This window comes from Gordonia desulfuricans NBRC 100010, from assembly GCF_001485495.1.
GTDB lineage: Bacteria > Actinomycetota > Actinomycetes > Mycobacteriales > Mycobacteriaceae > Gordonia > Gordonia desulfuricans.
This window is the reverse complement of record NZ_BCNF01000078.1, coordinates 1-25,760: the sequence shown is the minus strand read 5'-3', so window position 1 is coordinate 25,760 and position 25,760 is coordinate 1. Positions and strand designations below refer to the sequence as shown.

The 25,760-nt window shown below is 68.4% G+C and carries 26 protein-coding genes and 1 pseudogene; 12 read left to right on the top strand and 15 right to left on the bottom strand.

Annotated features, from left to right (window positions below):
* Window positions 1-89: 89 nt before the first annotated feature.
* On the top strand, window positions 90-164 hold the full coding sequence (locus tag GD1_RS25765) for a 50S ribosomal protein bL37 (protein WP_373855324.1): 75 nt from the start codon (window positions 90-92) through the stop codon (window positions 162-164).
* A gap of 90 nt (window positions 165-254) precedes the next feature.
* Here GD1_RS25765 and rsrA read toward each other — a convergent pair whose 3' ends face one another.
* Window positions 255-584, bottom strand: coding sequence for a mycothiol system anti-sigma-R factor (gene rsrA, locus GD1_RS13395; protein WP_059037475.1), 330 nt, complete (start codon window positions 582-584; stop codon window positions 255-257).
* Window positions 581-1,426, bottom strand: a complete 846-nt coding sequence (locus GD1_RS13390; protein WP_082366031.1) for a sigma-70 family RNA polymerase sigma factor — start codon at window positions 1,424-1,426, stop codon at window positions 581-583. Before GD1_RS13390 ends, rsrA begins: the two co-directional genes overlap by 4 nt.
* Window positions 1,427-1,557: 131 nt before the next feature.
* Here GD1_RS13390 and ybaK point away from each other — a divergent pair, with 131 nt between their 5' ends.
* A complete protein-coding gene (ybaK, locus tag GD1_RS13385; protein WP_059037473.1) occupies window positions 1,558-2,052 on the top strand; it encodes a Cys-tRNA(Pro) deacylase in 495 nt (164 codons plus the stop codon).
* A 35-nt stretch (window positions 2,053-2,087) separates the two neighbouring features.
* Window positions 2,088-2,873 carry an SOS response-associated peptidase gene (locus GD1_RS13380; RefSeq protein WP_059037504.1) on the top strand — a complete coding sequence of 262 codons (786 nt, stop codon included), beginning with the start codon at window positions 2,088-2,090 and terminating at the stop codon, window positions 2,871-2,873.
* 370 nt (window positions 2,874-3,243) lie between these two features.
* Here GD1_RS13380 and GD1_RS13375 read toward each other — a convergent pair whose 3' ends face one another.
* From GD1_RS13375 to GD1_RS13365, 3 genes are all read right to left on the bottom strand, one after another.
* Window positions 3,244-4,248, bottom strand: a complete 1,005-nt coding sequence (locus GD1_RS13375) for a zinc-binding alcohol dehydrogenase family protein (protein WP_059037502.1) — start codon at window positions 4,246-4,248, stop codon at window positions 3,244-3,246.
* Window positions 4,249-4,299: 51 nt separating this feature from the next.
* Window positions 4,300-5,781 (bottom strand): flavin-containing monooxygenase, encoded by a 1,482-nt coding sequence (locus GD1_RS13370; protein ID WP_059037471.1) that lies wholly within the window; start codon window positions 5,779-5,781, stop codon window positions 4,300-4,302.
* Window positions 5,782-5,886: 105 nt separating this feature from the next.
* A complete protein-coding gene (locus GD1_RS13365) occupies window positions 5,887-7,074 on the bottom strand; it encodes an ATP-grasp domain-containing protein (RefSeq protein WP_059037469.1) in 1,188 nt (395 codons plus the stop codon).
* A gap of 148 nt (window positions 7,075-7,222) precedes the next feature.
* Between GD1_RS13365 and GD1_RS13360 the strand changes: the two genes are divergently transcribed.
* Window positions 7,223-8,467, top strand: coding sequence for an MFS transporter (locus GD1_RS13360; protein WP_059037466.1), 1,245 nt, complete (start codon window positions 7,223-7,225; stop codon window positions 8,465-8,467).
* Between the two features lie 22 nt (window positions 8,468-8,489).
* On the opposite strand, the gene malQ is transcribed toward GD1_RS13360, so the two are convergent.
* Window positions 8,490-10,634: a 4-alpha-glucanotransferase gene (malQ, locus tag GD1_RS13355; RefSeq protein ID WP_174519053.1), complete on the bottom strand. Its 2,145-nt coding sequence runs from the start codon at window positions 10,632-10,634 to the stop codon at window positions 8,490-8,492.
* A 128-nt stretch (window positions 10,635-10,762) separates the two neighbouring features.
* Here malQ and GD1_RS13350 point away from each other — a divergent pair, with 128 nt between their 5' ends.
* A complete protein-coding gene (locus GD1_RS13350) occupies window positions 10,763-11,383 on the top strand; it encodes a cysteine hydrolase family protein (protein WP_053778131.1) in 621 nt (206 codons plus the stop codon).
* Window positions 11,384-11,416: 33 nt separating this feature from the next.
* On the opposite strand, the pseudogene GD1_RS13345 reads toward GD1_RS13350, so the two are convergent.
* From GD1_RS13345 to GD1_RS13330, 4 genes and pseudogenes are all read right to left on the bottom strand, one after another.
* Window positions 11,417-12,775 (bottom strand): annotated as a pseudogene (locus tag GD1_RS13345) (MFS transporter).
* Window positions 12,776-12,908: 133 nt separating this feature from the next.
* Window positions 12,909-14,279, bottom strand: a complete 1,371-nt coding sequence (locus tag GD1_RS13340; protein ID WP_059037464.1) for an FAD-binding oxidoreductase — start codon at window positions 14,277-14,279, stop codon at window positions 12,909-12,911.
* Complete coding sequence (locus GD1_RS13335; protein ID WP_059037462.1) at window positions 14,276-14,926, bottom strand: NAD(P)H-binding protein; 651 nt, start codon at window positions 14,924-14,926, stop codon at window positions 14,276-14,278. Before GD1_RS13335 ends, GD1_RS13340 begins: the two co-directional genes overlap by 4 nt.
* Before the next feature lie 231 nt (window positions 14,927-15,157).
* Window positions 15,158-15,427, bottom strand: a complete 270-nt coding sequence (locus tag GD1_RS13330; RefSeq protein WP_020791178.1) for a GlsB/YeaQ/YmgE family stress response membrane protein — start codon at window positions 15,425-15,427, stop codon at window positions 15,158-15,160.
* Between the two features lie 172 nt (window positions 15,428-15,599).
* Between GD1_RS13330 and GD1_RS13325 the strand changes: the two genes are divergently transcribed.
* Window positions 15,600-16,079 (top strand): MarR family winged helix-turn-helix transcriptional regulator, encoded by a 480-nt coding sequence (locus tag GD1_RS13325; RefSeq protein WP_059037461.1) that lies wholly within the window; start codon window positions 15,600-15,602, stop codon window positions 16,077-16,079.
* Window positions 16,080-16,151: 72 nt separating this feature from the next.
* Window positions 16,152-18,017, top strand: coding sequence for an MFS transporter (locus GD1_RS13320; RefSeq protein WP_059037459.1), 1,866 nt, complete (start codon window positions 16,152-16,154; stop codon window positions 18,015-18,017).
* A gap of 95 nt (window positions 18,018-18,112) precedes the next feature.
* Here the strand turns inward: GD1_RS13320 and GD1_RS13315 are convergent, their stop codons facing one another.
* The 3 genes from GD1_RS13315 to GD1_RS13305 form a co-directional block, all read right to left on the bottom strand.
* Window positions 18,113-18,328 (bottom strand): hypothetical protein, encoded by a 216-nt coding sequence (locus tag GD1_RS13315; protein ID WP_053778134.1) that lies wholly within the window; start codon window positions 18,326-18,328, stop codon window positions 18,113-18,115.
* A 99-nt stretch (window positions 18,329-18,427) separates the two neighbouring features.
* A complete protein-coding gene (locus GD1_RS13310; RefSeq protein WP_059037456.1) occupies window positions 18,428-18,985 on the bottom strand; it encodes a hypothetical protein in 558 nt (185 codons plus the stop codon).
* A 126-nt stretch (window positions 18,986-19,111) separates the two neighbouring features.
* Window positions 19,112-19,483 (bottom strand): hypothetical protein, encoded by a 372-nt coding sequence (locus GD1_RS13305; protein ID WP_020792442.1) that lies wholly within the window; start codon window positions 19,481-19,483, stop codon window positions 19,112-19,114.
* Here GD1_RS13305 and GD1_RS13300 point away from each other — a divergent pair.
* Window positions 19,482-19,955: an NUDIX hydrolase gene (locus GD1_RS13300; protein WP_059037454.1), complete on the top strand. Its 474-nt coding sequence runs from the start codon at window positions 19,482-19,484 to the stop codon at window positions 19,953-19,955. The two genes, GD1_RS13305 and GD1_RS13300, sit on opposite strands and share 2 nt — an antisense overlap.
* A 19-nt stretch (window positions 19,956-19,974) precedes the next feature.
* On the opposite strand, the gene GD1_RS13295 is transcribed toward GD1_RS13300, so the two are convergent.
* A complete protein-coding gene (locus tag GD1_RS13295; RefSeq protein WP_162128768.1) occupies window positions 19,975-20,628 on the bottom strand; it encodes an alpha/beta hydrolase in 654 nt (217 codons plus the stop codon).
* Between the two features lie 230 nt (window positions 20,629-20,858).
* Between GD1_RS13295 and GD1_RS13290 the strand changes: the two genes are divergently transcribed.
* The 4 genes from GD1_RS13290 (at window position 20,859) to GD1_RS13275 (ending at window position 25,161) form a co-directional block, all read left to right on the top strand.
* Window positions 20,859-21,836 (top strand): alcohol dehydrogenase catalytic domain-containing protein, encoded by a 978-nt coding sequence (locus GD1_RS13290; protein WP_059037452.1) that lies wholly within the window; start codon window positions 20,859-20,861, stop codon window positions 21,834-21,836.
* An 89-nt stretch (window positions 21,837-21,925) separates the two neighbouring features.
* Window positions 21,926-22,756, top strand: a complete 831-nt coding sequence (locus GD1_RS13285) for an aldo/keto reductase (RefSeq protein WP_020791569.1) — start codon at window positions 21,926-21,928, stop codon at window positions 22,754-22,756.
* 42 nt (window positions 22,757-22,798) lie between these two features.
* Window positions 22,799-23,992 carry an aminotransferase class I/II-fold pyridoxal phosphate-dependent enzyme gene (locus GD1_RS13280; protein ID WP_059037451.1) on the top strand — a complete coding sequence of 398 codons (1,194 nt, stop codon included), beginning with the start codon at window positions 22,799-22,801 and terminating at the stop codon, window positions 23,990-23,992.
* 5 nt (window positions 23,993-23,997) lie between these two features.
* Window positions 23,998-25,161, top strand: coding sequence for a serine hydrolase domain-containing protein (locus tag GD1_RS13275; protein WP_059037449.1), 1,164 nt, complete (start codon window positions 23,998-24,000; stop codon window positions 25,159-25,161).
* Between the two features lie 230 nt (window positions 25,162-25,391).
* Here the strand turns inward: GD1_RS13275 and GD1_RS13270 are convergent, their stop codons facing one another.
* Window positions 25,392-25,631: a hypothetical protein gene (locus tag GD1_RS13270; RefSeq protein ID WP_020791965.1), complete on the bottom strand. Its 240-nt coding sequence runs from the start codon at window positions 25,629-25,631 to the stop codon at window positions 25,392-25,394.
* Window positions 25,632-25,760: the final 129 nt, after the last annotated feature.

Genomic DNA, 25,760 nt, shown 5'->3' with positions numbered 1-25,760 from the left:
CGGCGCCGGCCCGCACGGGTGGGCGATTCTCGATCCGGTGGGGCGACGTGGGACAATCGTCGGGTACAACTCGACGAAGGAGGCCCCTCATGGGTAAGCGGGGACGCAAGAAGCGCGCACGCAAGAAGAATGCAGCCAACCACGGCCGTCGTCCGAACGCCTGAGCCCCGCGCTCGGCAACAGACGAGAAGAGCCCGGACGGAGATGTCGGAACACCGACAACCCGTCCGGGCTCTTCGTCTGTCCGGGGCCGCTCAGGGAGCGGTGTCGCCACCGGTCGAGTAGTACGTCTCGGTGATCGTCACCGATTTGCGGATCTCCACACGCAGCCGGTCGCGCAGACCCGCAGGGGCGTGGTCACCACCGCATTTGCGCCCGATCAGTGCCTTGAGCTGGCTCTCGATCCCGAAGTGGGCCAGGCACGACGGACAGTTGTCGAGGTGTCCCTGCAGGCGTTCGCGGGCACCCGGGTCACACTCGTTGTCGAGGAGCAGCCAGACGTCGGCGATCACCGCCGAGCAGTCCAGCGAGGTGAACTCGGGATCGTCGTCGGAGGGCTTGAGTACGCCGGAACGATCGGTCATCGGGATACCTCGCTCTTGGCGGTCTTGGCGGTGGCCGACCGGTTGAACCCGCGCTCGCGGGCGACGTCGGCGAGCAGCCCACGCAGTTGTCGGCGGCCACGATGCAGTCGCGACATCACCGTTCCGATCGGCGTATCCATGATCTCGGCAATCTCCTTGTAGGGCAGTCCCTCGACGTCGGCGTAGTACACGGCCATCCGGAAGTCCTCCGGCAGCGCCTGCAGCGCATCCTTGATCTCGTCGTCGGGCAGGGCGTCGAGTGCCTCGATCTCGGCCGAACGCAGTCCGGTCGAGGTGTGTTCGGCGGTGGCGGCGAGTTGCCAGTCGGTGATCTCGTCGGTCGGGTACTGCGCGGGCTGACGCTGCTTCTTGCGGTACCCGTTGATGTAGGTGTTGGTGAGGATGCGGTACAGCCAGGCCTTGAGGTTGGTGCCCTCACGGAACGACGCGAACGCCGAGAACGCCTTGACGTAGGTCTCCTGGACGAGGTCCTCGGCGTCTGCCGGGTTGCGCGTCATCCGCAGGGCGGCGCCGTACATCTGGTCCAGCAGCGGCAGCGCGTCGCGCTCGAAACGCTCGGTCAGCTCCGCGGCGGTCTCGTCGGGGTCGGCGCGGCGCGGCGCGGCCGAGCCGTGGCCGGCCTCGGCCTGATCGCCCTCCACCTGCTCGGGGTGCCCCTGATCGGCCTGCTGCGGCGCGGCGGGGTCGGGTTCGGTCACTGCGATCCCTTCGGTGATGACGCCTGGGGACGGTCCGTCGGGCCGTCCGATGATGTCGATCAAGTCTACCGATCGCCTGTCGCCGACCGCGCGAGGTGGATCGAGCAGTGTCTCTGCGCCCACGCCTGCACCCGCCTTCCGCTGTGCTCGAATTGGTGTGCCCCGACCGGGTCGTCTGGGCCCCGACTGCTGGTCACAACACCTCGACGGCGACAATTGTTCCGATTCGTGTCAGACATCGCGCAGGAGAGTCCGTGGCCGCCACCCCCGCCATCGCCGCACTCGGCAAGGCCCGCATCACCCATGAAGTGCACCGTTACACCCACGACCCCCGCAGTGACGCCTATGGCGCCGAGGCGGTCGACGCCCTGGCCACCACGCTGGGGGTGCAACCCGCGCAGATCTTCAAGACGCTGGTGATCTCGGTGAGCGGTGGGGCCCGCGATCACCTGGCCGTCGCGGTGCTGCCGGTGCCGCAGAAGCTGTCGTTGAAGGCGGCCGCGGCCGCACTCGGAGCGTCGAAGGCGGTGATGGCCGAGGCCAAGGCGGTGACCCGGTCGACCGGATATGTGCTCGGCGGGGTGTCGCCGATCGGCCAGCGCACGTCGCTGCCGACCGTCGTCGACGCCTCGGCGCTCACCTGGCCCCGGGTGCTGTGCAGCGCCGGCCGACGCGGGCTCGAGGTGGAGCTGACACCGGCCGACCTCGTCGCGGTCACCGGGGCGGTGACCGCCGAGATCTGCGCCTGAGGCCGTCGTCGGTGGCGCGTGCCACCATGGGTGGCATGTGCGGACGCTATGCGGTGACCACCGACCCGGCGAAGCTCGCGGCCGAGATCGACGCGGTGAACGAGGTGCCTGCGCCTCTCGACCCGCCGGGCGACGGGGCCGACGGCGACAACAGGGCTGCCGCGGTGCGCTCCCCCGGGGTGAACTACAACGTCGCGCCGACGACGTCGGTGATGACCGTGGTCAAACGCCACTCCCCCGACGATCCCGACGACGATCCGCTGTTGCGTGTCCGCGCGATGCGCTGGGGACTCGTGCCGTCGTGGGCCAAGGAGCTCGGCAAGGGTCCGCTGCTGTTCAACGCCCGCGCCGAGACCGCCGCGGAGAAGAGTTCGTTCCGCAACTCGGTGCGTTCCAAGCGGTGTCTGGTGCCGATGGACGGCTGGTACGAGTGGAAGCCCGGCCCGCCCGATGCGAAGGGCAAGCCCACCAAGATCCCGTTCTTCATGTCGCCGCACGACGGCACCCGCCTGTTCATGGCGGGACTGTGGTCGGTGTGGCACGACCGCTCCGACCCCGACGCCGCACCGCTGCTGAGTTGTTCGATCCTGACCACCGATGCCGTCGGCCACCTGCGTGAGGTGCACGATCGGATGCCGCTGATCATGCCCTTTGCGAACTGGGACGCCTGGCTCGATCCCGATCACCGTGCCCCGTCGGAGTTGCTGGCCCCGCCGGGCGAGGAGATCGCCGAGGCGATCGACATCCGTGAGGTCGCGCCGCTGGTCAACCGCGTCGCCAACAACGGACCCGATCTCCTGGCACCGGTGGGTGCGGAGTAGCCATCGGTGGTGGTCGGCCGTGGCGGTGGCGGTGGTCGGCGGTGGTCACCCGACGAACCCGGCCGACAGAGGTTTCGACACGCATCGTCGCTACGCTCCTCGCGGCTCAACCACCAAACCAGGTGGGCGGCCGACGAACTCGGCCGACAGAGGTTTCGACACGCACCGTCGCTACGCTCCTCACGGCTCAACCACCGTGCCACGCACGGCACGCGACGACGAAGTCGGCGCAGACAAGCACCGGCGCCGTCGCCTGTCTGGACTGACGAAGAGCGAGGGAGCTTGCGACCGAGGCGATGAGGAGGGAAGACGGGCGGTAAGGCGCACGGCACGCGACGACGAAGTCGGCGCAGACAAGCACCGGCGCCGCTCAAACGGTCAGGACTGCGGCTCCGTCGAATCTTCCGGCTTTGAGATCGGCGAGGGCGGTGTCGGCGTGGTCGAGTGGGTAGGCGTGGGTGGTGGCGGTGACACCGTATTCGGCGGCGAGCGCCAGGAACTCGTGGCCGTCGGCGCGGGTGTTGGCGGTCACCGATCGGATCTCCTTCTCGTAGAACAGTTCCTGCTCGTAGTGGAGAGCAGGGATGTCGGAGAGGTGGATGCCTGCGATGGACAGGATGCCGCCGCGGTCGAGGGCCCGCATGGCCACCGGTACGAGTTCACCGACCGGCGCGAAGGTGATCGCCGCGTCGAGGGGTTCGGGTGGGCTGTCGTAGGCGTCGCCGGCCGATGCCGCACCGAGCGACAGGGCCAGTTCCCGGGCCTGCGCACCGCGGGTCATCACGTGTACCCGGGCGCCCTGTGCGATCGCGATCTGGGCGGCGAGGTGCGCGCTGCCGCCGAATCCGTACAGGCCGAGCCGACCGCCCGGGGGCAGCGAGGCACGTTTGAGTGCCCGATAGCCGATGATCCCGGCGCACAGCAGCGGTGCGAGTGTCACGTCGTCGATGCCTGCCGGTAGCGGGTAGGCGAAGCCGGCCGGGACGGTGACGTACTCGGCATAACCGCCGTCGACGTCCCAGCCGGTGTATGTCGATGCCGGGCACAGGTTCTCGGCACCACGGACACAGTAGGAGCAGGTGCCGTCGGTGTGGTGCAACCATGCCACCCCGACCCTCTCGCCGAGCGTCAGGCCGGCCGCTTCGGCGCCGGGGCCGACGGCGGCGACCTCGCCGACCACCTCGTGGCCGGGCGTCACCCCGGGGCGGTGTACCGGGAGATCGCCCTCGCTCACATGCAGATCGGTGCGGCACACCCCGCAGGCGTGGACGGCGACCAGTAGTTCGCCGGGGCCGGCGACCGGGACGGGTTTGTCGACGAGGTCGAGCGGACCGCTCTCGATCGGACCGGGTCGGTTGACTGCCCATGCGCGCATGTCACCACCGTAGGTCGCCGCGGCCGTCACCGAACAGGGCCGAGAGTCCGTTCAGTGGAACCGATAGTCGTCGAGCGGGAAGGTGTCCATCGCACGCAGGGTGGTCAGGGTGGCGTTGGGCCGCAGCAGGGCCGCCTCGCCCTGATGGTTGAAGTAGTAGCTGTGCGAGCCCGCACAGTTGCCGAGGTAGAACACCGAGTCGGCGAGATGGTCGGTGACCTCGTCGAGGAAGGCGTCGTTGGCCTCTCCGGTGACCTCGAAGGTCGACGCGCCGCGGCGGCGCAGTTCGCCGAAGAGTCGCCCGATGTGGCGCATCTGACCCTCGATGGTGGTGAAGTACGACAGTCCACTGTACGAGTAGGGACTGTTGAGCGACAACAGGTTCGGGTATCGGGGCATCGTGATGCCCTGGTATGCCTGGAATCTCGATTCACGCCACCAGGCGCCCAGGCTCAGCTGATCGCGGCCGACGATCTCGAAGGCGGGAAAGTTCGTGTCCCACAGGTCGAATCCGGTGGCCAGGACGAGGGTGTCGATCTCGATTCGACGGCCGTCGCCGGTGACGACGGCATCGGGTTCGATCCGCCCGATCCCGTCGGTCTCGAGGGTCACGTTGGGGCGGGTATAGGCACGGAAGTAGCTGTTGGAGAACGTGGGTCGCTTGCAGCCGAGGTCGTAGTGCGGGGTCAGCCGGCGTCGCAGGTCGGCGTCGGACACCTGCGCACGCAGATGTGCTCTCGCCAGCAACGCACCGGCCTTGTTCCCGAGTCTGGCCTGCCGGAAGTGCAGCACGCCGAACACCATCAGCATCTCCAGCAGGGAGGTGTTGACCAGCCGGACGGCCCGCTGCGTCGCGGGAATCCGGGCGAAGAGGCGTTGGACGGCCCGCGGGATCGGGAAGTCGATCTTGGGGACCACCCAGATCGGGGTGCGTTGGAAGACGGTGAGTTCGGCGGCGACCTCCGCCGCCTCCGGGATGAGCTGGACGGCGGTGGCGCCGGTCCCGATCACCGCGACGCGTCGGCCGGTGAGATCGACGGAGTCGTCCCAGGCGGCGGTGTGCAGGACGGTTCCGGTGAAGGTGTCCATGCCCGGGAAGTCCGGGGTGGACGGCTGGGACAGGAATCCGGTGGCCGTCACCAGGTATCGACAGGTGCGGGTGGCACCGTCGGCGGTGCTCACCGTCCACAGCCCGGATTCGTCGTCCCACCGGGCTCCGGTGACCGACGTCCCGAACTCCATCCGGCGGGTCAGGTCGTACTTCTCGGCGACATGCTCGGCGTACCGTTTGAGTTCCGGGCCGGGTGCGAACAGTCGGGACCAGAACGGATTGGGTTCGAACGAATACGAATACGTCACCGAGGCGATGTCGACGGCGAGTCCCGGGTAGTGGTTGACATGCCAGGTGCCGCCGAGATCGTCCTCCCGCTCGACGATCGCGACGTCGTCGATGCCGAGGCTGGCGAATTCGATCGCCGCGCCGATCCCGCCGAAGCCCGCTCCGACGATGAGTACCTCGTTGTCCGGTCGCATCCGCCCAGCCCCCATGAGTGCCATCACCTGGTGACGGTAATCGCAGATCGGCCGTGGGGTAACCCCCTCGGTCACCGGCGGGGCCGTCCCCGCCGGTGGCGTCGGTCAGCTGATCGGCGAACCGTCGTAGAGGACGTCGAAGAACTGGGTGGCGACGAGGGTCTCACCCTTGTCCTTGTTCATGCCGAGATGCTTGCGGTAGGCGAAGATGTGCTGCAACGACAGTGCCGAGTACAGCAGCGGCATGTGGTCCTTGTTCTGGTCGTAGACGCCGGTCGCACCCATGGCGGCCTTGAAGTTGGCGGCGGCGCGCGACGGATGCATCAGCGCATCACGCAGCACCGCGGCCTTGATCATCTTCTTGCGTCCGGCCGGGACGACGACCAGCTCACCCGGGTTGAACAGCGCGGTGTCGAACTCCTCGGCGGTGGCGACGGTGCAGCCGGCGGTGGGGCGCGGATTGCACTCCACCATGTGGTGCACGCCGTCCTCGGTCATCAGGTAGTCGAAGCTGATCTGGCCGTGCCAGTTGAGCTCGCGGGCGATGCGCTGCGCGGTCTCCAGCGACTCCGGTGAGTCGACCGACTCGTAGATGATGCCGCCGCGGTTGTCGATGGTCAGCGGATGCTCGTAGCACGCGTGCAGCACCACCTCGCCGTGGTGGACGACGCTCCAGCTGCAGCGGTCGACACCCTTGAGGAACTCTTGCACCAGCCACGGGTCGTCGGCGCTGGGGTGGATGGTGTCGACGTCGGCCTCACCGGCGAGCGGGCCGGTGTTGGTGGCGATGTCGAGGCCGCCACGACCGAACGCGGCCCGCGCGAACCAGTGTTCCCAGTGGCCGAGCGCAGCCTTGAACTGCTCGTCGTCGGTGGCGGTCAGGGTCTCGGCGACCGGCAGCCCGAGGTCTTTGCACAGCTGCGCGAAGCTGACCTTGTCGTGCACCTTGCGCAGGGTCTCGAGGTCGGGGAAGAACAGCTCGACGTCGCGGCCCTCGGCGATCCGATCCCGATGTGCGGCGAGGTAGAAGACCTCTTCGAACATCGGCAGCAGCCAGTTGATCTGCTCGGCGTCGATGGTCTCGATGATCTTGTCGACGAACGCCTCGGTCTCCTGGGTGGGAGCCGGCACGGTGATGTGCTTCTTGGCGCCCCGCGAGTGGCTGCCCGGTGCGGCGCGGAAGGTGTCGCTGGCGATCAGGAAGCGCTTGGTCTCACCGAGCTTGTGGATCTCGTCGACGGCGAAGGGCATCCGGGATGTGGTCGCGAGAATCCGCGGCTCGACACTCTGCATGACTGGCGACTCTAGTGGATCCGGACATCGGGTGCCCAGGTGTCGGCGCGCCATGTCACAAACCGGCAATCGGCACGTACCCGACCCGCCGGATATCGTCGACAAGATGTCACGGAATAGGCGTGCGGCCAGCGACGCTGGGTTGGGCATGGCATCGACCGACCGGACCGGCCACTCGGCCCCGCCGTCCTCCCGACGTGTACCCCGACGACGTCCGCTGACCGGGGGACGCGCCTATGCGGCCGCGGTGGCGGCCTTCCTGGTGGTCATGATGGGCACCACCCTGCCCACCCCGCTGTACTCGATCTACGGCTCCGAACTCCACTTCGGCGTGACCACCACGACGGTGATCTTCGCGGTCTACGCCGCCGGGGTGATCGCGGCACTGGTCGTCTTCGGCCGGTGGTCCGATGTCGTCGGGCGACGCCCGCTGTTGCTCGCCGGCGCGGTGCTGTCGGCGTTCAGCGCCCTCATCTTCCTGACCTCCGACGACATCGTCGGGCTGCTCACCGGGCGTGTGGTGTCCGGGCTGTCGGCGGGGATCTACGCCGGTGCCGCCACCGCAGCGGTGATCGAGCTGGCGCCGTCGTCGTGGCGATCGCGTGCCCCGGCGGTGGCGACCGCGGCCAACGTGGGCGGTCTGGGGTTGGGGCCGCTGGTCGCCGGGCTGCTCGCCCAGTACGCGCCCGCTCCCCTGTCCCTGGTGTTCGTCGTCGACCTGGTCGCACTCGCGATCATCGGTGCCGGGATCTGGTTCATGACCGAGCCGCTGCGGTGGACGGCCGACCGTGAGCTGTCGGTGCAGCGGTTGTCCGTGCCGTCGGAGGTACGGCCGATCTTCGCCGGCCCGGCGATCGCCGGGTTCGCCGGGTTCGCGGTGATGGGAACCTTCACCGCGGTGGCACCGTCGTTCGTCTCCCAGGTGATCGGCATCGACAACCACTTCGTGGCCGGGGCGGTGGTGGCGCTGCTGCTGGGGACCTCGGCACTCACCCAGATCGTCGGCCGGCGCCTGCCGACCGCGCCGTCGTTGATCGCCGGCTGCGCGATCCTGACCGTCGGGGTGGGCGTGGTGGCGGCGAGCCTGGCCACCGCATCCCTGGCCCTGCTCCTCACCGGTGCCGTGGTGGCCGGTGTCGGGCAGGGCATCTCGTTCAGCAAGGGACTGGCCGCAGTGGTCACCGCCGCCCCGGAGGACCGCCGCGCCGAGGTGACCTCCACCTACTTCGTGGTGGTCTATGTGGCGCTGTCGATCCCGATCATCGGCCAGGGCATCGCCGCATCGCACTGGGGTCTGGTCGACGCCGGGGTGGCCTTCAACATCGGTGTCGGTGTGCTCTGTGTGATCGCGATGGTGCTGGTGGCGGTGGCGGAGAAACGTTCGACCCGGTGACGGCCACGTCCGCACGCGCGGACTATCCGACCCCCGACTCCTTCAACGCCTCGGCCAGCGCGGCGAGGCGGCGATCGGTGGCGAGGTCCTCGACGGTCACCGGCTTCCCCTCGTCGTCGGCGAGCGGAATACGCCAGTTCGGGTACTGGTGGGAGTCGGTGCCGGGCTGATTCTGGATCCGCCGCTCCCCCACCGCATCCACCAGCGCCACGCCGAGCAGGACCGAGGGACTGCAGGCGATCAGCCGGTACAGCGCGAGGACGGTCCGTTCATCGGTGAGCGGGATGTCCGGTGACCAGAGCCCCCGTTCGACGGCCAGCGCCAGGATCGCATCCCGGTCACGTTCTTCACGTGCCCGCTCGTCGTCGACACTCTCGGTGAGCAGTCCGAGTCGGTCCCGCAGGGCGATGTGGTCGCCGGCGAGGTAGCCGACGGTCGGCGGCAGATCGTGTGTGGTGACCGATGTCAGGCACAGTTCCCGGTAGTTCTCCGGCGGGATCGGCGCATACGGCCCGTGCTCGAACCACAGGATCGAGCACCCCAGGACTCCCCTGTCGCGCAAGGTGTCCTGCACCCATGGCTCGAAGACCCCGAGGTCCTCACCGATGATCACCGCACCCGCTCGCTGCGCCTCGAGCGCCAGGATGCCCAGCAGCGCCTGGTGGTCGTAGTGGACGTAGGTGCCCTCGGCGGCGGAGTTGCCCTCGGGAATCCACCACAGCCGGAACAGGCCCAGGATGTGGTCGACGCGCAGCCCGCCGGCATGGCGCAGCACCGTGCGGATCATGTCGCGGAACGGCTCGTATCCGGCCTGTGCCAGTCGAATCGGATGCCACGGCGGCTGACTCCAGTTCTGGCCCTGCTGGCTGAATCCGTCCGGCGGGGCGCCCACCGACGCCCCGGTCGCCAGGACGTCCCCGAGCATCCAGACGTCGGCGCTGTGCCGTCCCACACCGACCGCGAGGTCGGCGATCACCCCGATACTCATCCCCGACGCGAGCGCCGTCTGCTGCGCCGCGGCCAGCTGTTCGTCGCACAACCACTGCAGCCAGGTGTAGAACCCGACGCGGTCCTTCACCTTGCGGCGCCGGCGCCGGACCTCCGCCGGATCGGTGAGCACCCCCTCCCATTTGGGTGACTCGAGGCCGTACTTCTCGACCAGGGCACACCAGGTCGCGAAGTCGCGCAGCCCGTCACCCTCGCGCATCCGGAACCGGCGGTAGGCCTGCTTGCGCTCCTTGCTCAGCGGCACCTCGTAGATCAGCTCGAGAGCGGCGAGTTTGGCACGGAACGCCTTGTTGCGCTTGATCTTTTCGGTAGAGGTGTTCTCGGTGACGAACTTCTTCGCGAGCCGGCCGACGCGCGCCCGCTTGTGGTCGGGGAGTTCGGCCATCTCGGGAATGTCGGTGACGCGCAGATAGATCGGGTTGACGAACCGGCGGGTGGTGGGCAGGTACGGCGAGGCCTCCACCGGCGGACGCGGCTGCGCGGCGTGCAGCGGATTCACCTGGATGAAATCGGCACCGTGGGTCGCACCGGCGATCTCGGCCATCGCGGCGAGATCGGCGAAGTCGCCGATCCCCCACGACCCGGCCGAACGCACACTGTAGAGCTGGGTCGCGATCCCCCACCGTTGCGACCCGAGGAGGTCGTCGGCGGTGGACAGCCGTCGCGGTGTGACGATCAGGGGTGCCGACGCCGTGCCGCCACGGCCCGGATCGGTGGCCTCGATCGTGTGGTAGCCGGGCTCGAGGTCGCCGGGCACCGCGAATGTCGCCCGACCGACCAGGGTGCCGTCGACGTCGCGCGGGTCCCACCAGTGGTCGAGCTGATGGGCGTCGCGAAGCTCACCGCCCTCGGTCCGGATCCGCACGTCCACCGGATCTCCGTGTGGCACATGGATCCAGAACCACGCGTCGTCGTGTTCGGTGACCACGGTGACCGGCGGGACGAACGCCCGCCAGGGTGCGACGTCGAGTTCGGCGAGTGCCTGCCCGACCCGCTCGTCGTCACCGGCGTCGACGCCGAGCGCGCCGAGTACCGCGATCAGGGTCTCGTCGGAGACCTCATGTGTGTCGGTGTCCCATCCCACGTACCTCGTGGCCACCCCGGTACGTCGCGCCAGTTCTGCCAACCGTTCTCGGCCGTGATCGGTCACGCCCGTCATGGTCTCAGGATTCGGCCGGTCGCGCGCGGCTTGCGGTGGACCCGGACAGCGACTTCAATCGGGTGTGGCGCAGATCATGTCCTGCACCACACGACGACCCGCGCACACGACTGTCGACGGAGGACCTCATGGCCGATGCACTCACCCTCGATCCCGCGACCACCGCACTCGTGCTGATCGAGTACCAGAACGAGTTCACCAGCCCCGGCGGCGTCCTGCACGACGCGGTGGCCGAGGTGATGGACAAGACCGGGATGCTCGACAACACCACCGCGGTGGCCGCCGCGGCGCGTGCCGCCGGGGTCACCGTGATGCACGCCCCGATCACCTTCGCCCCCGGTTACGGCGAGCTGACCCGTCATCCGTACGGCATCCTCAAGGGGGTCGTCGACGGCAACGCCTTCGTCAAGGGCACCTGGGGTGCCGAGATCGTCGAGCAGCTCTCCCCCGCCGACGGCGACATCGTGATCGAGGGCAAGCGCGGCCTGGACACCTTCGCCTCCACCAACATCGATTTCATCCTGCGCAGCAAGGGAATCGAGACGGTGATCCTCGGCGGATTCCTCACCAACTGCTGTGTGGAGTCGACGATGCGGTCGGCCTACGAGAACGGCTACCGCGTGATCACCCTGACCGACTGCACCGCGGCCACGTCGGTCGCCGAGCACGACAACGCGATCACCTACGACTACCCGATGTTCTCGCATCCGGTGGAGGCCTCGGAGATCCTCACCGCGCTCGGCGGCTGATCTCCGTCTCCTGGGGCCAGGGCCGGCCCGGCCTCAGAGATGCAGGTCGGCCGGCCTGATCAGCTTGGTGGCGACGACGCTGATCAGGCCGGTCGCCACGAGATAGCCCGCGGCGATCCACGGGGTCCCGTGTCCGGCCCCGATCAGTGCGGTGAGGATCAGCGGGGTCAGTCCCGAGGCGTAGATGCCGGAGAACTGGTAGACCACCGACAGTCCGGTGTAGCGAACCGGAGTCGGATAGAGACTCGCGAACAGCGTGCCCTGTGCCCCGTAGAACAGGGCGTGGACCACACCGAACACCACGACCAGACCGACGGTGAACCACAGCAACGACGCCGTGCCGAACAGCACGAACACCGGATACACCGAAACGGTGTAGGCGATCATGCCGGCCAGCTAGACGCGGCGCGGGCCGTGGCGGTCACTGAGCAGACCCGACACCGGCAGCAGCACCGCCATCACGAGTGCGGCGACGGTGACCGCCGCCAGCACCGGCACCCGCGCGAGGTCGAGCTGGGTGGTGGCATAGGCGATCGCGAACACACCCCAGGTGTTGAACGCCGATCCCTCACCCCAGCGGGCCAGCAGACCGAGGACGGTGTTGCGGGTGTTGGGCGGCACCACGACCTCACGCAGCGGCGCCGACGACTTCTGGGCGAGCGCATCGACCTCCTGGAAGGCCGGGGTCTCGTCGACCTTGAGCCGCACCACGAATCCGATGGCGACGAGCACGATGCTCACCAGGAAGGCGATGCGCCAGCCGTAGGCGAGGAACTGCTCGTCGTCGAAGATCACCTGCAGCAGCGCGAAAACACCGGTGCCCAAAGCCAATCCGAGGGCCAGGCCGACCTGCGGGATGCTGCCGAACAGGCCGCGGCGGCGTTTGGGGCTGTGTTCGACGGCCAGCAGTACCGCACCGGCCCACTCGCCGCCGAGGGCGAAGCCCTGCAGGATGCGCAGGCACAGCAACAGGATCGGGGCCAGCACGCCGACCTGCGCGGCGGTGGGCAGCACACCCATGAGGGCGGTGGCCACACCCATCAGCACCATCGTGACCGCGAGGGTTCGCTTGCGGCCGATGCGATCACCGATGTGGCCGAAGACGACACCGCCGATCGGCCGGACCACGAACCCGACGGCGAAGGTGGCGAAGCTGAGCATGGTGCCGACAAAGGTGCTCGTGTCCGGGAAGAACAGGGTGTTGAAGACCAGGCTCGCGGCCGTGGCGTAGAGGAAGAAGTCGTACCACTCGATGGTGGTGCCGAGCAGACTCGCGGCCACCACCGTCCGAAGCCGACGCCGACGCTCGTCGTCGGTCTCGTCGGCGAAGGCGTCGACCACCTGCCCGGTCACAGCGCCGGTCACACCGTCACCGCCGGAAGGCGGGCTCATCAGTACACGTGAGGTCACAGAGAGGTGAGCCTAGACAGGGATCGCAACCTTGCCCAGACTCGGAATCACCGTGAACGAAACATCCGCTGCCGGTTGAGCAGTCGGCCGCAGCACGGTCAGTCGAACAGCACGGTCAGCCGAACAGCACTCCGGGATTGAGCAGACCCTGCGGGTCCAGCGCATCCTTGATCGCCCGCATCGTGGCCAGGTCCACCGCCGATCGACCGAGGTGGGTCCACGCCGACTTGGCACGGCCGATACCGTGCTCGGCGCTGATGCTCCCGCCGTGCCCGGCGATGACCGCGAACACCGCCTCGGTGAGGCCGTCGGCGTCGTCGGGTGGCACGTCGAGCAGGTTGACGTGGATGTTGCCGTCCCCGACGTGGCCGAACAGGATCGGACGACACCGATGATCGCGGGAACCGGCGAGTGCCTCGAGGTCGGCAACGGCGTCACCGAGGGCATGGATCGGCACCGAGACATCGAGTTTGACGACCGGTGTGGCGGTCGAGCGCGAGATCGACTCGGTGTGGCGTTCGCGTACCTCCCACAGCGCGCGGCCCGGCCCGGGTTCGACCACCGCGTCGAGTACGCCGTCGGCGGTCTCGAGCACGCCGAGGAGTACGTCCTGCACACCGCCGGTCCCCGACACCTCGAGCAACAGGTAGAAGGGTGCGGCCGTGGCGACGGGGCGCCGCCCCCCGTGTTCATGGACCAGGGTGACACCGGCGTCGGTCATCAGTTCGGCGGCCTCGATCGTCAGCCCGGCATCGCGGGCGGCGCCGATCAGGGCGGTGGCATCGTCGACGGCGCGCAGGGCGATCACCGCGACCTCCGCGCCGGTGGCCGGGCGCACCAGCCGCAACAGCACCCCGGTGATCACCGCCAGGGTGCCCTCGCTACCCGCAAGCAACCCCGGGATGTCGTAGCCCACATTGTCTTTCACCAGCGGTGACCAGCGACGCAGAATCCGGCCGTCGGCGAGTACCGCCTCGATGCCGAGCACCTGGCTCCGGGTGTTGCCGTGGCGGATCATCCGCACCCCACCGGCATTGGTGGCCACCACCCCACCGGCGGTCGCCGATTCCCGGGAGGCGAGGTCCACCCCGAACATCAGCCCTGCGCGGCCTGCCGCGGTGTCGATCGTGGCGACGCTCGCCCCGGCCTGCACACCCACACTCTGTCCGACGATGTCGATCTCGTCGACGTCGGTCATCCGTGCGGTGCTGAGCAGGATGGTCGGCCGCGACCCGTCGGGATGTGACGGCGGCACGGACCCGCCGACGAGGCCGGTGTTGCCGCCCTGCACACAGATCCGCACCCCCTCGGCGGCACACAGGGTCACCACTGCGGCGACCTCGTCGGTGGTGCGTGGGCGGACCACCGCGTCGGCATGGCCGGTGTAGCGGCCCATCCAGTCGGTGAGATAACCGGCGGTGGCGTCCGGATCGGTCAGGACATGTGCGGTCCCCACGATCTCGCCCAGCCGCCTCGTCGGGTTCACCGAGAGTCCGCGCTCAGCGCCTCGGTGATCGGTACGTCACCGTCGTTGAACTCGATGGTCCGGCCGATGGTCGTCGGATCGGCGAGGACCGCAGCGGCCACCAGCGCGACGTTGTCGCGGCTCACCTCACCTTTGTCGACGCCGACGGCGATGCGGCCCGACCCGGCGGTGTCGGTGAGCCGGCCGGGCCCCAGGATGGTCCACTGCAGTGACGTCTGGGCCAGCCGGGCATCGGCTGCGGCCTTGGCCTGCGCATATGGATAGAACGAGTTGTCCTCGGGGACACCGTGATCGGGTCCGGCCCCGAAGTACGACACCATCACGTACCGATCGACCCCGGCCGAGGCGGCGGCCGCCATCGACGCGATCGCGGCATCGCGGTCGACGGCGTAGGTCCGTGCGGGGTTTCCGCCACCCGCACCGGCCGACCACACCACCGCGTCATGTCCGGTGAGGACCGGTGCCAGTCCCGCGACGTCCAGTGTCTCGACATCGGCGACAACGGGTTTCGCGCCGGTGGCGGCGACGTCGCCGGCGTGCGCCTCGTTGCGGATCACCGCCGTCACCTCGTCACCACGATCGGCGAGGATCTTCTCCAGCCGTAGGGCGATCTTTCCGTGCCCGCCGATGATCACCACGCGAGACATGCGTTCCTCCACTCCATTCCAGGTTTCACGAGGCCGTTCCCGGTCACCCGCGTTCACCGACGATCGGTTTCATCAAGAGATCGGTTCCACAAGAGGTCGGCTTCACGCGGATTCGGCGTACACGGCGGGTCGCCGCGAAACCACAGCCTACGAGAGCCTGCCACCGAAGAGAACCCGCTGCCGACGAGAATGCCCGCGACACAACCACAGTCATGCCGCGGACCGTTCGGATCAGGCCTTGGTGCGACCTCTGACCAGGCCGACGATCCACAGCAGGATGCACGAGCCGGCCAGGCAGGTGACGAAGCTGAAGATCAGCCCGCCGCCCTTGACGTCCACGCCGAACAGACTCAGCAGCCAGCCGCCGATGAGACCGCCGACGACGCCGACCACGATGTTGAGCAACACCCCCATCTGGTCGTCGGTCTTCATGATCTTGCTTCCGATCCAGCCGGCGAGACCGCCGATGATGATCCAGCCGAGAAAACCCAGTCCGAGCATGTTGACCTCCAGTTCGACACCAGATCCCTCGACCCTACGCGTGTGTCCGGATCGGTGGGTGCGACACGAGGTGACCGGCGTCGGCAGGCCACTGACCAGCCCTTTACGGTTCGTTTACTTAGCTACAAGCAACTAGTATCTCATCCGTTCCCTTCGACGGATCGAGATCCCCATGCCCCAACCGACCGCCTCCGCGAGCACCTCACCGGCGTCCGACACCCCGGACGTCGTGGTGCTGTATCACGACCTGGTGCGGATCACCCGCGCACTGCGCACCGCCGGCCGCGGCGGCCTGACCGCGGGCCTGTCGTCGGCGTTGTGGACGATCCTCGCCCACGGTCCGTTGCGGCTGTCGGACCTCAGTGACCGTGAGGGCGTGAGCATGCCGACCATGTCTCGCGTGGTCGGCACCCTCGAACAGCACGGCTACGTCGAGCGCACACCCGATCCCGACGACGGACGCGCCCGGCTGCTGGTCGCGACCGACCTCGGCCGCGACTACCTGCGTGAGGCCAGGTCGCACAAGGCCCAGGTGCTCACCACCGCCCTCGACCAGCTCGACCCCGTCACCCGGACGAACCTGCAGAACGGTCTGCGCGCCCTCGCCGACACCCTGGCCGATCCCGAGACCGAGCCGATCCCCGAGAACTGACCGCCGACACCTGATCCCGCACAGATCCGAACAGCCCGCTTCCCGACCACCCGCGATCTCAGGAGACACCACATGACCGCCGCCTCCCCGGCCGTCGGCACCACCGCCGACGATCTGGGGCCCCACTACAAGTGGATCGCCCTCTCGAACACGACGCTCGGCATGCTGATCGCCACGATCAACTCGTCGATCGTGCTGATCGCGCTGCCCGACATCTTCAAGGGCATCGGCGTCAACCCCCTCGATCCCGGCAACACCAGCTACCTGCTGTGGATGATGATGGGTTTCCTGGTGGTCACCGCGGTGCTGGTGGTGAGCTTCGGTCGGCTCGGCGACATGTTCGGCCGTGCCCGGATGTACAACATGGGTTTCGCGATCTTCACCGTGTCGTCGATCCTGCTGGCGATCACCTGGTTCGACGGCAGTGAGGCGGCCATCTGGCTGATCTTCTGGCGCGTGATCCAGGGCATCGGCGGCGCGTTCCTGATGGCGAACTCGTCGGCGATCCTCACCGACGCCTTCCCCGCCAACCAGCGGGGTCTCGCGATGGGTATCAACGGTGTGGCCGCGATCGCCGGGTCATTCCTGGGCCTGATCATCGGCGGTGTCCTCGCACCGATCCAGTGGCACTACATCTTCCTGGTGTCGGTGCCGTTCGGCATCGTCGGCACCGTCTGGGCCTACCTGAAGCTGCGCGACACCGGGGTGCGCCGCCGCGCCAAGATGGACTGGTGGGGCAACCTGACCTTCGCCGTCGGGCTGGTCTCGATCCTGGTGGGCATCACCTACGGCATCCAGCCCTACGGTGACTCCGACATGGGCTGGACCAACCCGTGGGTGCTCGCCGCACTGATCGGCGGCGCGATCGTGCTGGGCGCCTTCGTGGTCATCGAGACCAAGGTGGCCAGCCCGCTGTTCGAGCTGTCGTTGTTCGGCAACCGCTCGTTCGCCTTCGGCAACCTCGCCAACCTGATGGCCTCCATTGGCCGTGGCGGTCTGCAGTTCATCCTGATCATCTGGCTGCAGGGCATCTGGCTGCCGCAGCACGGCTACGACTACACCAAGACACCGCTGTGGGCCGGCATCTACATGGTCCCGATGACGATCGGCTTCCTGATCAGTGCACCGGTCTCGGGCGCGCTCTCCGATCGTCTCGGCACCAAGTGGTTCACCACGATCGGCATGCTGATCACCGCGGGCACCTTCGGCGCGCTGATCGCGATCCCGGTGGACTTCACCTACTGGGTGTTCGCGCTGATCCTGCTGATCAACGGTATCGGGATGGGTCTGTTCGCCTCGCCGAACCGTGCCGAGGTGATGAACAGTCTCCCGGTGACCTCCCGCGGTTCCGGTGCAGGCATGATGACGACCTTCCAGAACGCCGCGATGGTGCTGTCCATCGGCCTGTTCTTCTCGCTGATGATCGCCGGTCTGAGCGAACATCTCCCGTCGGCGATGTTCGAGGGCCTGACCGCCGGCGGTATGCCCGCGCAGGCAGCCGACGGGATCTCGAGTCTGCCGACCGTCGGCATCCTGTTCGCCGCATTCCTCGGCTACAACCCGATCAAGGAGGTCGGTGGCCAGGCGCTGCAGGGTCTGCCGCAGGCGAGCGTCGATCACCTCACCGGCCTGGAGTTCTTCCCGCATCTGATCAGCGATCCGTTCGCCGACGGTCTCTCGGCCGCATTCACCTTCGCCCTGGTCTGCTGTGTGATCGGCGCGGTGGCGTCGTTGTTCACCGGCGGCCGCAACAGCAATCCCGAGTCGGTCGAGGCCCGGCTGCCGCACGAATCGCTGGGCGCCGAGCTCGCGGCCGTGGCCGCCGAGGCCTCCGGAGAGGCTCCCGCCGAGCTGGTGGCCGACACCCCCGCAGTCGGCGATCGCGTCACCGGCGACCGGGGTGCCGATCGGCCGGACCCCGAGGTCGCACGGCGCTGATCCGCTGTGCGACCGCAACCCGGTGAGCTCCATGCGATGATCTCCACTCCGCTGATCCGGGTCGGCCGGTGCCATCCGGCATCGGCCGGCCCGGTTCAGAAGGTGGCGGGCGGCTTCGGGCCGTTGCCCGAGCGGGAGATGCGGTACAGGGCGATGGCGCCGTAGACCGCGAGCCCGATGAAGCCGATCCAGATCAGTCCCTTGATGATCGGGCCGAGCATGGCGAGCGCGATGAGCGCCACCGCGATGATCGCGAGGACCTTCCAGAAGCCGAAGGCGGTGCGGTTGGTGGGTTCAGTTGATGTGTTCATGTCCCCACCATGCCCGCCTGGCGCCCCGATTGCACTGGTCAGAGCGGGTTCTGGGGGAAAGATCAGGGGTTACCCCGACGCATCGCATCGCCGGTTCCCTCAACTCGCCCGGGGTAGCCACGTCGTGACGGTGTAGGTACATCCCAGCTCCCCCGGACTGACGATGCCCCGCCGGTCGCGGAACCAGGTGATGCAGACGTCGGCGGCACAGTCGACCGACCGGGTCACCATGTATCCGTGGGTGCAGTCCCGGAACCGGTCCTCGTAGTTCCACCGGTCGAGCAGGCCCCGCGGCACCACATAGCCCGCGACCGAGGGGATCTCCATCAGCGTCGTCGACAACCGGACCAGCAGCGAACCGTCGCGCAAGACCATGATCTGAGCGCACGGCACGTCGTCACCGGGATCGGCCCCGGCCACAGCATCCGGCTCACCCACGGCGTCCGGCTCGACCGGGGCCTGGTCGTGATCGGTGGCGTCGTGACCGGCGGGGCCGAGGTCGAGGACCGCCCCGCGTGGCATCCCCGACACCGACTCGGTCAGCCAGTCGCGCATCGCCGTCCAGTCGATCCCCGGACGGGCCGGGTCGGGATTCTCTGCTCGACGACGGTCTCGGCCGGGGTCGTTCGGGTTCGGGAAGTGGTCGGATGTGGACATCGGGACCTCCTGAGTGGTCGCCGCGCACGGGCTGCACGGTCATCCGTTCTGGGATGACCTCAGTGAAGCACCGCCCACCGACAAAACGTCGAACGCGAGTGCGAATCCGTGCCGCCCAGGTGTCCCCTACTCGGCGTCGCGGGCCTGCTGCGACTGCCGCTTCTGCTCCTCGTACTCCTGGGCGATGTTCTCGTGATCGACGGTGATCAGCGGCTGACCGCCGAACTCCCGGTAGAGCGCGAAGATCGCCAGGATGACGCCGAGGATCGCGCACAGCCAGGTGCTGCCGGGAACGTCCCCCCACCCGCGGTTGACCACGTCGACCACCGCCCACACCACGCCGAGCAGGCCGATCGCCACCATGACCACCCAGATTCCGAGGCCTCGCACCGTCATCACTCCTGTCGTGTCCGCATCGCCGTGATCTCCGACGGTGATCTTGCCATGCGCCCGCCCCGCCGGGCCGGGCACGCCGGGTCCGGGCAAGATGTCGGTCATGCCGATCCCCGAGTTCATCCGCGACCTCCGCACCCATGTGGGCCATGCACCGCTGTGGTTGTCCGGGGTCAGCGGAGTGGTCGTCGACGACGCCGGCCGTGTGTTGCTGACCCGCCGTGCCGACACCGACGAGTGGGCGGTGGTCTCCGGAGTGCTCGAACCCGGCGAGGGACCGGCCCGCGCCATCGTCCGCGAGATCGGCGAGGAGACCGGTGTGCGCGCCGAGGTCGTCCGCCTCACCAGCGTCGACGTCACCCCGATGATCACCTACCCCAACCGGGATCAGACCCAGTACCTCGACGTCTGCTTCCTGGCCCGCCACCTCGACGGCGAGCCGCGCGTCGCCGACGACGAGAACACCGCGGTGCAGTGGTTCGCACCCGATGCGCTGCCCGAGCCGCTCGCCGAGACCACGCGACTGCGACTGGAGAAGGCCCTCGCCGGAGCCGAACAGGCCTGGTTCCGGCGCTGACCGGGCGCCTGCACCGAACTCAGACCGTCCCGCCGGCTCCGTCGGTCGCGGCGGCCAGGAATGCTCGCACATCGTCGATCTCGGCCTGGTTGACGCCGTGCGCCAGACCCGGATAGATGCGAACCTCGAGGGTGGAGTGGCCGGGCAGCCAGTCGATGGTCCGCTCGATCGCCACCGGGGCGATCACCGTGTCCTCGCGGCCCCGCCCCCAGAACACCGGCGGCCGGGTCCGGGCGAGCTGCTTGTCTCCGGGGAACTCACCGCCCTGGACGAATCCGCCCAGGATCACCGTGGCCGCGATGCGGTCGGGGCGGGTGCGCAACAACTGGGTGGCCATCAGTCCGCCCTGGGAGAACCCGACCGCCACGATCGGTGTGCCCGCGGGGAGCGTCGCGTCGATCCACTCCCAGATCAGTTCGGTGGCCGCGGCGACCTTGGCCGGGTCGGGTACGCCGGGTGTCTCGATCGGGAACCAGGCGTACGACCCGGGCTGCAGGGTCCGCGGACCACGCAGCGACGCCCACTGCAGAGCGGGGGCGATCAGTGGCGCGAGAGGTGCGAGGTCGTGCTCGTGGGAACCGAATCCGTGCAGGCAGACGACCACTGCACGGGGATCCGCTGCACCGGGATCGTCGAAGGTGTCGGTCGAGCGGATGTCGACGAGGGTTGTCACGGTGACCGGCTCCAGGCTTCGGTGGGTGTCGGGGTGTCGCGCTGCGCCGGCGAAGGCACCGGCCCGCATCCGGACTCTAGTCCGATTTCCTGGCGGATGCACTCCCCGACCGCCCACACCTGTACCGACGAACCGCCCCTGTCGGACACCGGGCCCGGGTCTTGCGATCCGGCCCGCGCAGATCTCGCGGAATCGGAATATCGAGCGGTCGCGCCGCCATTGAACCGGTCATGAGCATTTCCGAAGAGAACCCGCTCGATGTCGAACCCTCCGCCGTGATCGCACGCCAGGCCGTCGCGCTCGGATACGGCGAGCCGACCGAGGTGATCGATCTGATCACCGCCGAACTCCCCTCCCCGCAAGACGACCAGGTCCGGGTGAAGGTCCGTGCCGTCGGACTCAACCCGGTGGACGCCACGGTCGTTCGCGGATTCATGGGGACCGACGAATCCAAACTGCCACTACACCCCGGCTATGAACTCGCCGGCACCGTCGAGGCGATCGGTGACGAGGTCGCCGACTTCGGCGTCGGCGACGAGGTGGTGGTCTACCCCACCACCGGAGCCCTCGCCGACCATGTGATCGTCGACGCGTCCCGGCTGCGACGCCGACCCGCAGAGGTGTCCCCCGAGATCGCCGCCGGACTGCTGCTGGCCGGGGCCACCGCCGCCGACACCCTGGCCACCGCCGGGATCACCGCCGGCGACGTGGTCGTCGTCCACGGCGGTGCCGGAGCCGTGGGTGTGGTCGCGGTGCAACTGGCGACACGCGCCGGGGCAGCCGTCATCGCGACCGCCTCGCCGCGCAACCACGAGTACCTGAAGTCCCTCGGTGCCATCCCGGTGGCCTACGGCGCCGGCCTCGCCGACCGGATCCGGGAGGTCACCCCCGGTCCGGTGACCGCCGCGATCGACACCGTCGGTTCCGACGAGGCGATCGACGTGTCGTTGCAACTGGTTCCCGACCATTCCCGGATCGTCAGCATCGCCGCCTTCGGCCGGGCCGACGACGGCATCGTGCTGGTCTCCGGCGGCGGTGGGCAGAGCCTGCAGCACCGCCTCGACGCCATCGACGACCTGCTGGCCGCAGCCGCCGACGGTTCCCTCGTGATCGAGGTGGCACGCACCTATCCGCTCGATGATGCCGCACAGGCGATCGCCGATCTGTCGGCACGCCACCCACGCGGCAAACTCGTCGTCATCCCCTGATCCGGGCCCGTCACCACCGACGGCATCACCACCCCACGCGCACGGGCACATCCGGTGTGCGCACACCCACTTCGTACGAGAGGTCTTCCATGACAGTCCCGTCCATCACGCTCAACAACGGCGTCGAGATCCCTCAGCTCGGCTTCGGGGTCTTCCAGATCACCCCGGAGGACACCGCCGAGGCCACGCTCACCGCGCTGGAGATCGGCTATCGCCACATCGACACCGCACAGATGTACGGCAACGAACGCCAGGTCGGCGAAGCCCTCGCGAAGTCGGGTATCTCGCGTGACGAGGTGTTCATCACCACCAAGCTCAACAACAGCTTCCACGACTACGACGCCGCTCTCGCCGAGACCGATCGCAGTCTCGAACGGCTCGGCGTCGACGCCGTCGACCTGTATCTGATCCACTGGCCGATGCCCGGTGTCGGCGACTTCGTACAGACCTGGAAGGCGCTGGAGAAGGTCTATGCCGACGGCAAGGCCCGCGCGATCGGTGTCTCGAACTTCCAGGCCGCCCATCTCGAGCGGCTGTTCGCCGAGACCGACGTGGTCCCCGCGGTCAACCAGATCGAGGTCCATCCGTATCTGACCCAGGCACCGTTGCGTGCCTTCGACGCGCAGCATCAGATCGCGACCGAGGCGTGGTCGCCGATCGCACAGGGCGACGTCCTCGATGATCCGGTGCTGGAGCGTATCGCCGCCGAGGTGGGCCGATCCACCGCGCAGGTGACCTTGCGCTGGCACATCCAGCGCGGCGACATCGTCTTCCCGAAGTCGGTGACCCGCTCCCGCGTCGAGGAGAACTTCGCCCTGTTCGACTTCGAGTTGTCGGCCGAGCAGATCGCCGCGATCGACGCGCTCAACAAGGACAAGCGCCGCGGACCCGACCCCGACACCTTCAACTGGGTGCCCTGACCCGGGGCCGGACGGGGGTCTGCATGCGCGCACAATGAGCCCATGCAGATCTCCCGACGCGCGCAGCGGGTGGCCCCGTTCTATGCGATGGAGTTCGCCAAGAAGGCCGGCGAGCTCGAGGCGCAGGGCCATCACGTCATCCGGCTCAACATCGGCGAACCCGACTTCGGTGCTCCCCCGGCATTTCTGGAGGCCGCCCGCGAGCTCACCGACGGCCGTCCACTGACCTACACCGACGCGCTCGGAACCCCCGAACTGCGGGCGGCGATCGCCGAGTTCTACGCAACACACTTCGGCGCGCGGGTCACCCCGGCCCAGGTCGCGGTCACCTCCGGTGCGTCGGCGGCATTGCTGCTCGCCTGCGCCGCACTCGTCGATCCGGGTGACGGGGTACTCATCGGCGACCCGTCGTATCCGTGCAATCGGCAGTTCGCCGAGAGCTTCGGCGCCGAGGTGACGCTGGTGCCGACGACACCGGCGACACGGTTCCAGTTGTCGCCTGCACTGGTCGAGGAGGCCTGGACGGACTCCATCCGGGGCGCGATCATCGCATCGCCGTCGAATCCGACGGGGACGTCGGCCTCGCTCGCCGATCTCGTGGAGATGTGCAGGGCGATCGCCGGCCGCGGTGGGTGGACCATCGTCGACGAGATCTACCTCGGTTTGGCCGATCCGGGCGCCGACGGACATCCGCCGCGCAGTGTCCTGTCCACCGACGATCCTGCCGTACACGCGAATACTGTTGTGATCAACAGCTTCTCGAAGTACTTCGGCCTCACCGGCTGGCGTCTGGGGTGGGCGATCCTGCCGGAAGACGTTGTCGAGGTGGCCGAGCGGCTGGCACAGAACTTCTACGTCTGCCCGCCCACCCCGGCGCAGCTGGCGGCACTCGCCTGCTTCACCCCGGAGTCGCTGGCGGTCAGCGAGGACCGCCGTCGGGAGTTCGCCAACCGCCGTCGGCTCGTCCTCGACGGACTCGAGCGGATCGGGCTGCGGGTGCCGGTGGAACCCGACGGAGCGTTCTATGTCTACGTCGACATCTCGTCGACGGGGCTGGACTCGGGACAGTTCTGCGACCGTGCCCTCACCGAGGCCCATGTCGCGCTCACCCCGGGCAAGGATTTCGGCGTCGACACCGCCGCCGATCACGTCCGCCTCTCCTATGCGGCATCGACGGCCGATCTGGAGGACGCGATCGACCGCTTGGGCGCCTTCGTCAAGGAACTGGCAGGCTGACCCCGATGAGCACACCGAGGATCGACATCCGGGGCATCCTCCACTCCGACGACCTGCCCGGAGTGGTGGCCGGTGTGACCACCTCGGCGGCCACCATCGGACTCGAGGCGACCGGTCCCCGACTGGTCGGCGAGTCCGAAACCCTTGCCGCCGACGCCGTTCTGGCGCTGTTCTCGACCACCAAGCCACTGACCTCCACCCTCGCCCTGCAACTCGTCGACGACGGCGTGCTCGACCTCGACGCCCCCGCCGCCGAGTACGAGCCCCGGCTCGGCGGGATCGGTGTGCTCGACGGCGTTGACGACGATGGGACCGTCCGACTCCACGAGCCGTCGTCGCCGGTCACCCTCCGCCGTCTGCTCACGCACACAGCCGGTTTCGGTTACGACTTCTTCGACGCCGATCTCGCCGCGGTGGTGCGTGCCCGCAGCCTTCCCGACATCGCCACCGCCACACTCGAATCCCTGCAGACACCACTGCTGTTCGATCCGGGTACGCGGTGGGAGTACGGCATGAACATCGACTGGGCCGGCCTGGTGATCGAGGCGGTCACCGGCCGCCGGCTCGGTGCGGTCATGCGCGAGCGCCTGTTCGAGCCATTGGGCATGCACGACACCACATTCGCCCGCGACGAGCGGTTGCTCGACCGGGCCGCGACGCTGCACGCCCGCACCCCCGACGGTGCGCTCAAGGCACTACGCGCCCCGTCGCGGCCGGATACGCCCGAGCTGGACATGGGCGGTCAGGGCGCCTATTCGACGGCCGCGGACTACCTGCGTTTCCTGCGGATGTGGCTCAACGACGGTCGGACGGATTCCGGCGAGCAGGTGTTGTCGGCGCAGATGGTCGCCGAGGCCACCCGCGATCAGCTCGGCGACCTGCAGGTCACCGCTCTGCCCGGCGTCAATCCGCGGCTGACCAATCCGGTCGAGTTCTTCCCCGGCCACCGCAAGGGGTGGGGTCTGATCGCGATGACCAACGCCGACGACGCCCCGACCGGCCGCCGCGCCGGTTCCCTCGGCTGGGCCGGCCTGGCGAATCTGTACTTCTGGCTGGACCGGACGTCGGGCGTCGCCGGATTCTGGGCCACCCAGCTGTTCCCCTTCGCCGATCACACGGCGATGACCGCCGCCCTCGACTTCGAGGCCGCGGTCTACCGGGCACGCTGATCGTTGGTTGAGCAGGACGACCTCGCGCTAGCTGTAGTCGCCGGTGAGTCTGTCCAGCCACCCTGTGATCTCGTGGGGTGCGGGGGTGTTGAGGCGGGCGTGTTCGGCGGGGTCGCGGCGGATGGGGATGGGTGGGTGTAGGAGCTGGTAAACGGGTTCTTGCGGCGGGTCGCTGGGGGTTAGTGGGATGGGGTGACCCAGGACCGGGCGGGTGGCCATGTCGGGTTCTCCTATTGGGTGGGCGTGGTTTCGGGTGCGGCCTCGATGAATCCGAGGGCGAGTGTGAGGAGGTAGCGCATTCGGTCGGGGTTTCCGGTCAGTGCCAGGCGATCGCCGGTGTAGGGGTTTTCGATGGCGAGTACCGCGCCGGTTGTGTAGTCGGTGTCGCTGAGGTGTTTGTTCGCGGCGGATGCGGTGGGGTAGTAGGTGATTTCGCTGGTCATGGCGTCGATGTCGATTCGAGTACTCATGGCGCTGGGGGGGCTCCTGTGTGTGCGATCCGGGCTATGTCGCGGCGTGGCGGCTGGTGTGGTCGGTGTGGTGTAGGGCGGCGGCGATGACTGCCCCAAGGTCGTGGAGGTAGGGACCGGTGAGGTGGG

What these genes read in the sequence shown, in the direction of transcription:
- rsrA (WP_059037475.1), bottom strand. Translation starts at nt 584, where the DNA reads ATGACCGATCGTTCCGGCGTACTCAAGCCCTCCGACGACGATCCCGAG.
- GD1_RS13380 (WP_059037504.1), top strand. Translation starts at nt 2,088, where the DNA reads ATGTGCGGACGCTATGCGGTGACCACCGACCCGGCGAAGCTCGCGGCC.
- GD1_RS13375 (WP_059037502.1), bottom strand. Translation starts at nt 4,248, where the DNA reads ATGCGCGCATGGGCAGTCAACCGACCCGGTCCGATCGAGAGCGGTCCG.
- GD1_RS13370 (WP_059037471.1), bottom strand. Translation starts at nt 5,781, where the DNA reads ATGCGACCGGACAACGAGGTACTCATCGTCGGAGCGGGCTTCGGCGGG.
- GD1_RS13365 (WP_059037469.1), bottom strand. Translation starts at nt 7,074, where the DNA reads ATGCAGAGTGTCGAGCCGCGGATTCTCGCGACCACATCCCGGATGCCC.
- GD1_RS13360 (WP_059037466.1), top strand. Translation starts at nt 7,223, where the DNA reads ATGGCATCGACCGACCGGACCGGCCACTCGGCCCCGCCGTCCTCCCGA.
- malQ (WP_174519053.1), bottom strand. Translation starts at nt 10,634, where the DNA reads ATGACGGGCGTGACCGATCACGGCCGAGAACGGTTGGCAGAACTGGCG.
- GD1_RS13350 (WP_053778131.1), top strand. Translation starts at nt 10,763, where the DNA reads ATGGCCGATGCACTCACCCTCGATCCCGCGACCACCGCACTCGTGCTG.
- GD1_RS13335 (WP_059037462.1), bottom strand. Translation starts at nt 14,926, where the DNA reads ATGTCTCGCGTGGTGATCATCGGCGGGCACGGAAAGATCGCCCTACGG.
- GD1_RS13330 (WP_020791178.1), bottom strand. Translation starts at nt 15,427, where the DNA reads ATGCTCGGACTGGGTTTTCTCGGCTGGATCATCATCGGCGGTCTCGCC.
- GD1_RS13325 (WP_059037461.1), top strand. Translation starts at nt 15,600, where the DNA reads ATGCCCCAACCGACCGCCTCCGCGAGCACCTCACCGGCGTCCGACACC.
- GD1_RS13320 (WP_059037459.1), top strand. Translation starts at nt 16,152, where the DNA reads ATGACCGCCGCCTCCCCGGCCGTCGGCACCACCGCCGACGATCTGGGG.
- GD1_RS13315 (WP_053778134.1), bottom strand. Translation starts at nt 18,328, where the DNA reads ATGAACACATCAACTGAACCCACCAACCGCACCGCCTTCGGCTTCTGG.
- GD1_RS13310 (WP_059037456.1), bottom strand. Translation starts at nt 18,985, where the DNA reads ATGTCCACATCCGACCACTTCCCGAACCCGAACGACCCCGGCCGAGAC.
- GD1_RS13300 (WP_059037454.1), top strand. Translation starts at nt 19,482, where the DNA reads ATGCCGATCCCCGAGTTCATCCGCGACCTCCGCACCCATGTGGGCCAT.
- GD1_RS13305 (WP_020792442.1), bottom strand. Translation starts at nt 19,483, where the DNA reads ATGACCGACATCTTGCCCGGACCCGGCGTGCCCGGCCCGGCGGGGCGG.
- GD1_RS13290 (WP_059037452.1), top strand. Translation starts at nt 20,859, where the DNA reads ATGAGCATTTCCGAAGAGAACCCGCTCGATGTCGAACCCTCCGCCGTG.
- GD1_RS13285 (WP_020791569.1), top strand. Translation starts at nt 21,926, where the DNA reads ATGACAGTCCCGTCCATCACGCTCAACAACGGCGTCGAGATCCCTCAG.
- GD1_RS13280 (WP_059037451.1), top strand. Translation starts at nt 22,799, where the DNA reads ATGCAGATCTCCCGACGCGCGCAGCGGGTGGCCCCGTTCTATGCGATG.
- GD1_RS13275 (WP_059037449.1), top strand. Translation starts at nt 23,998, where the DNA reads ATGAGCACACCGAGGATCGACATCCGGGGCATCCTCCACTCCGACGAC.
- GD1_RS13270 (WP_020791965.1), bottom strand. Translation starts at nt 25,631, where the DNA reads ATGAGTACTCGAATCGACATCGACGCCATGACCAGCGAAATCACCTAC.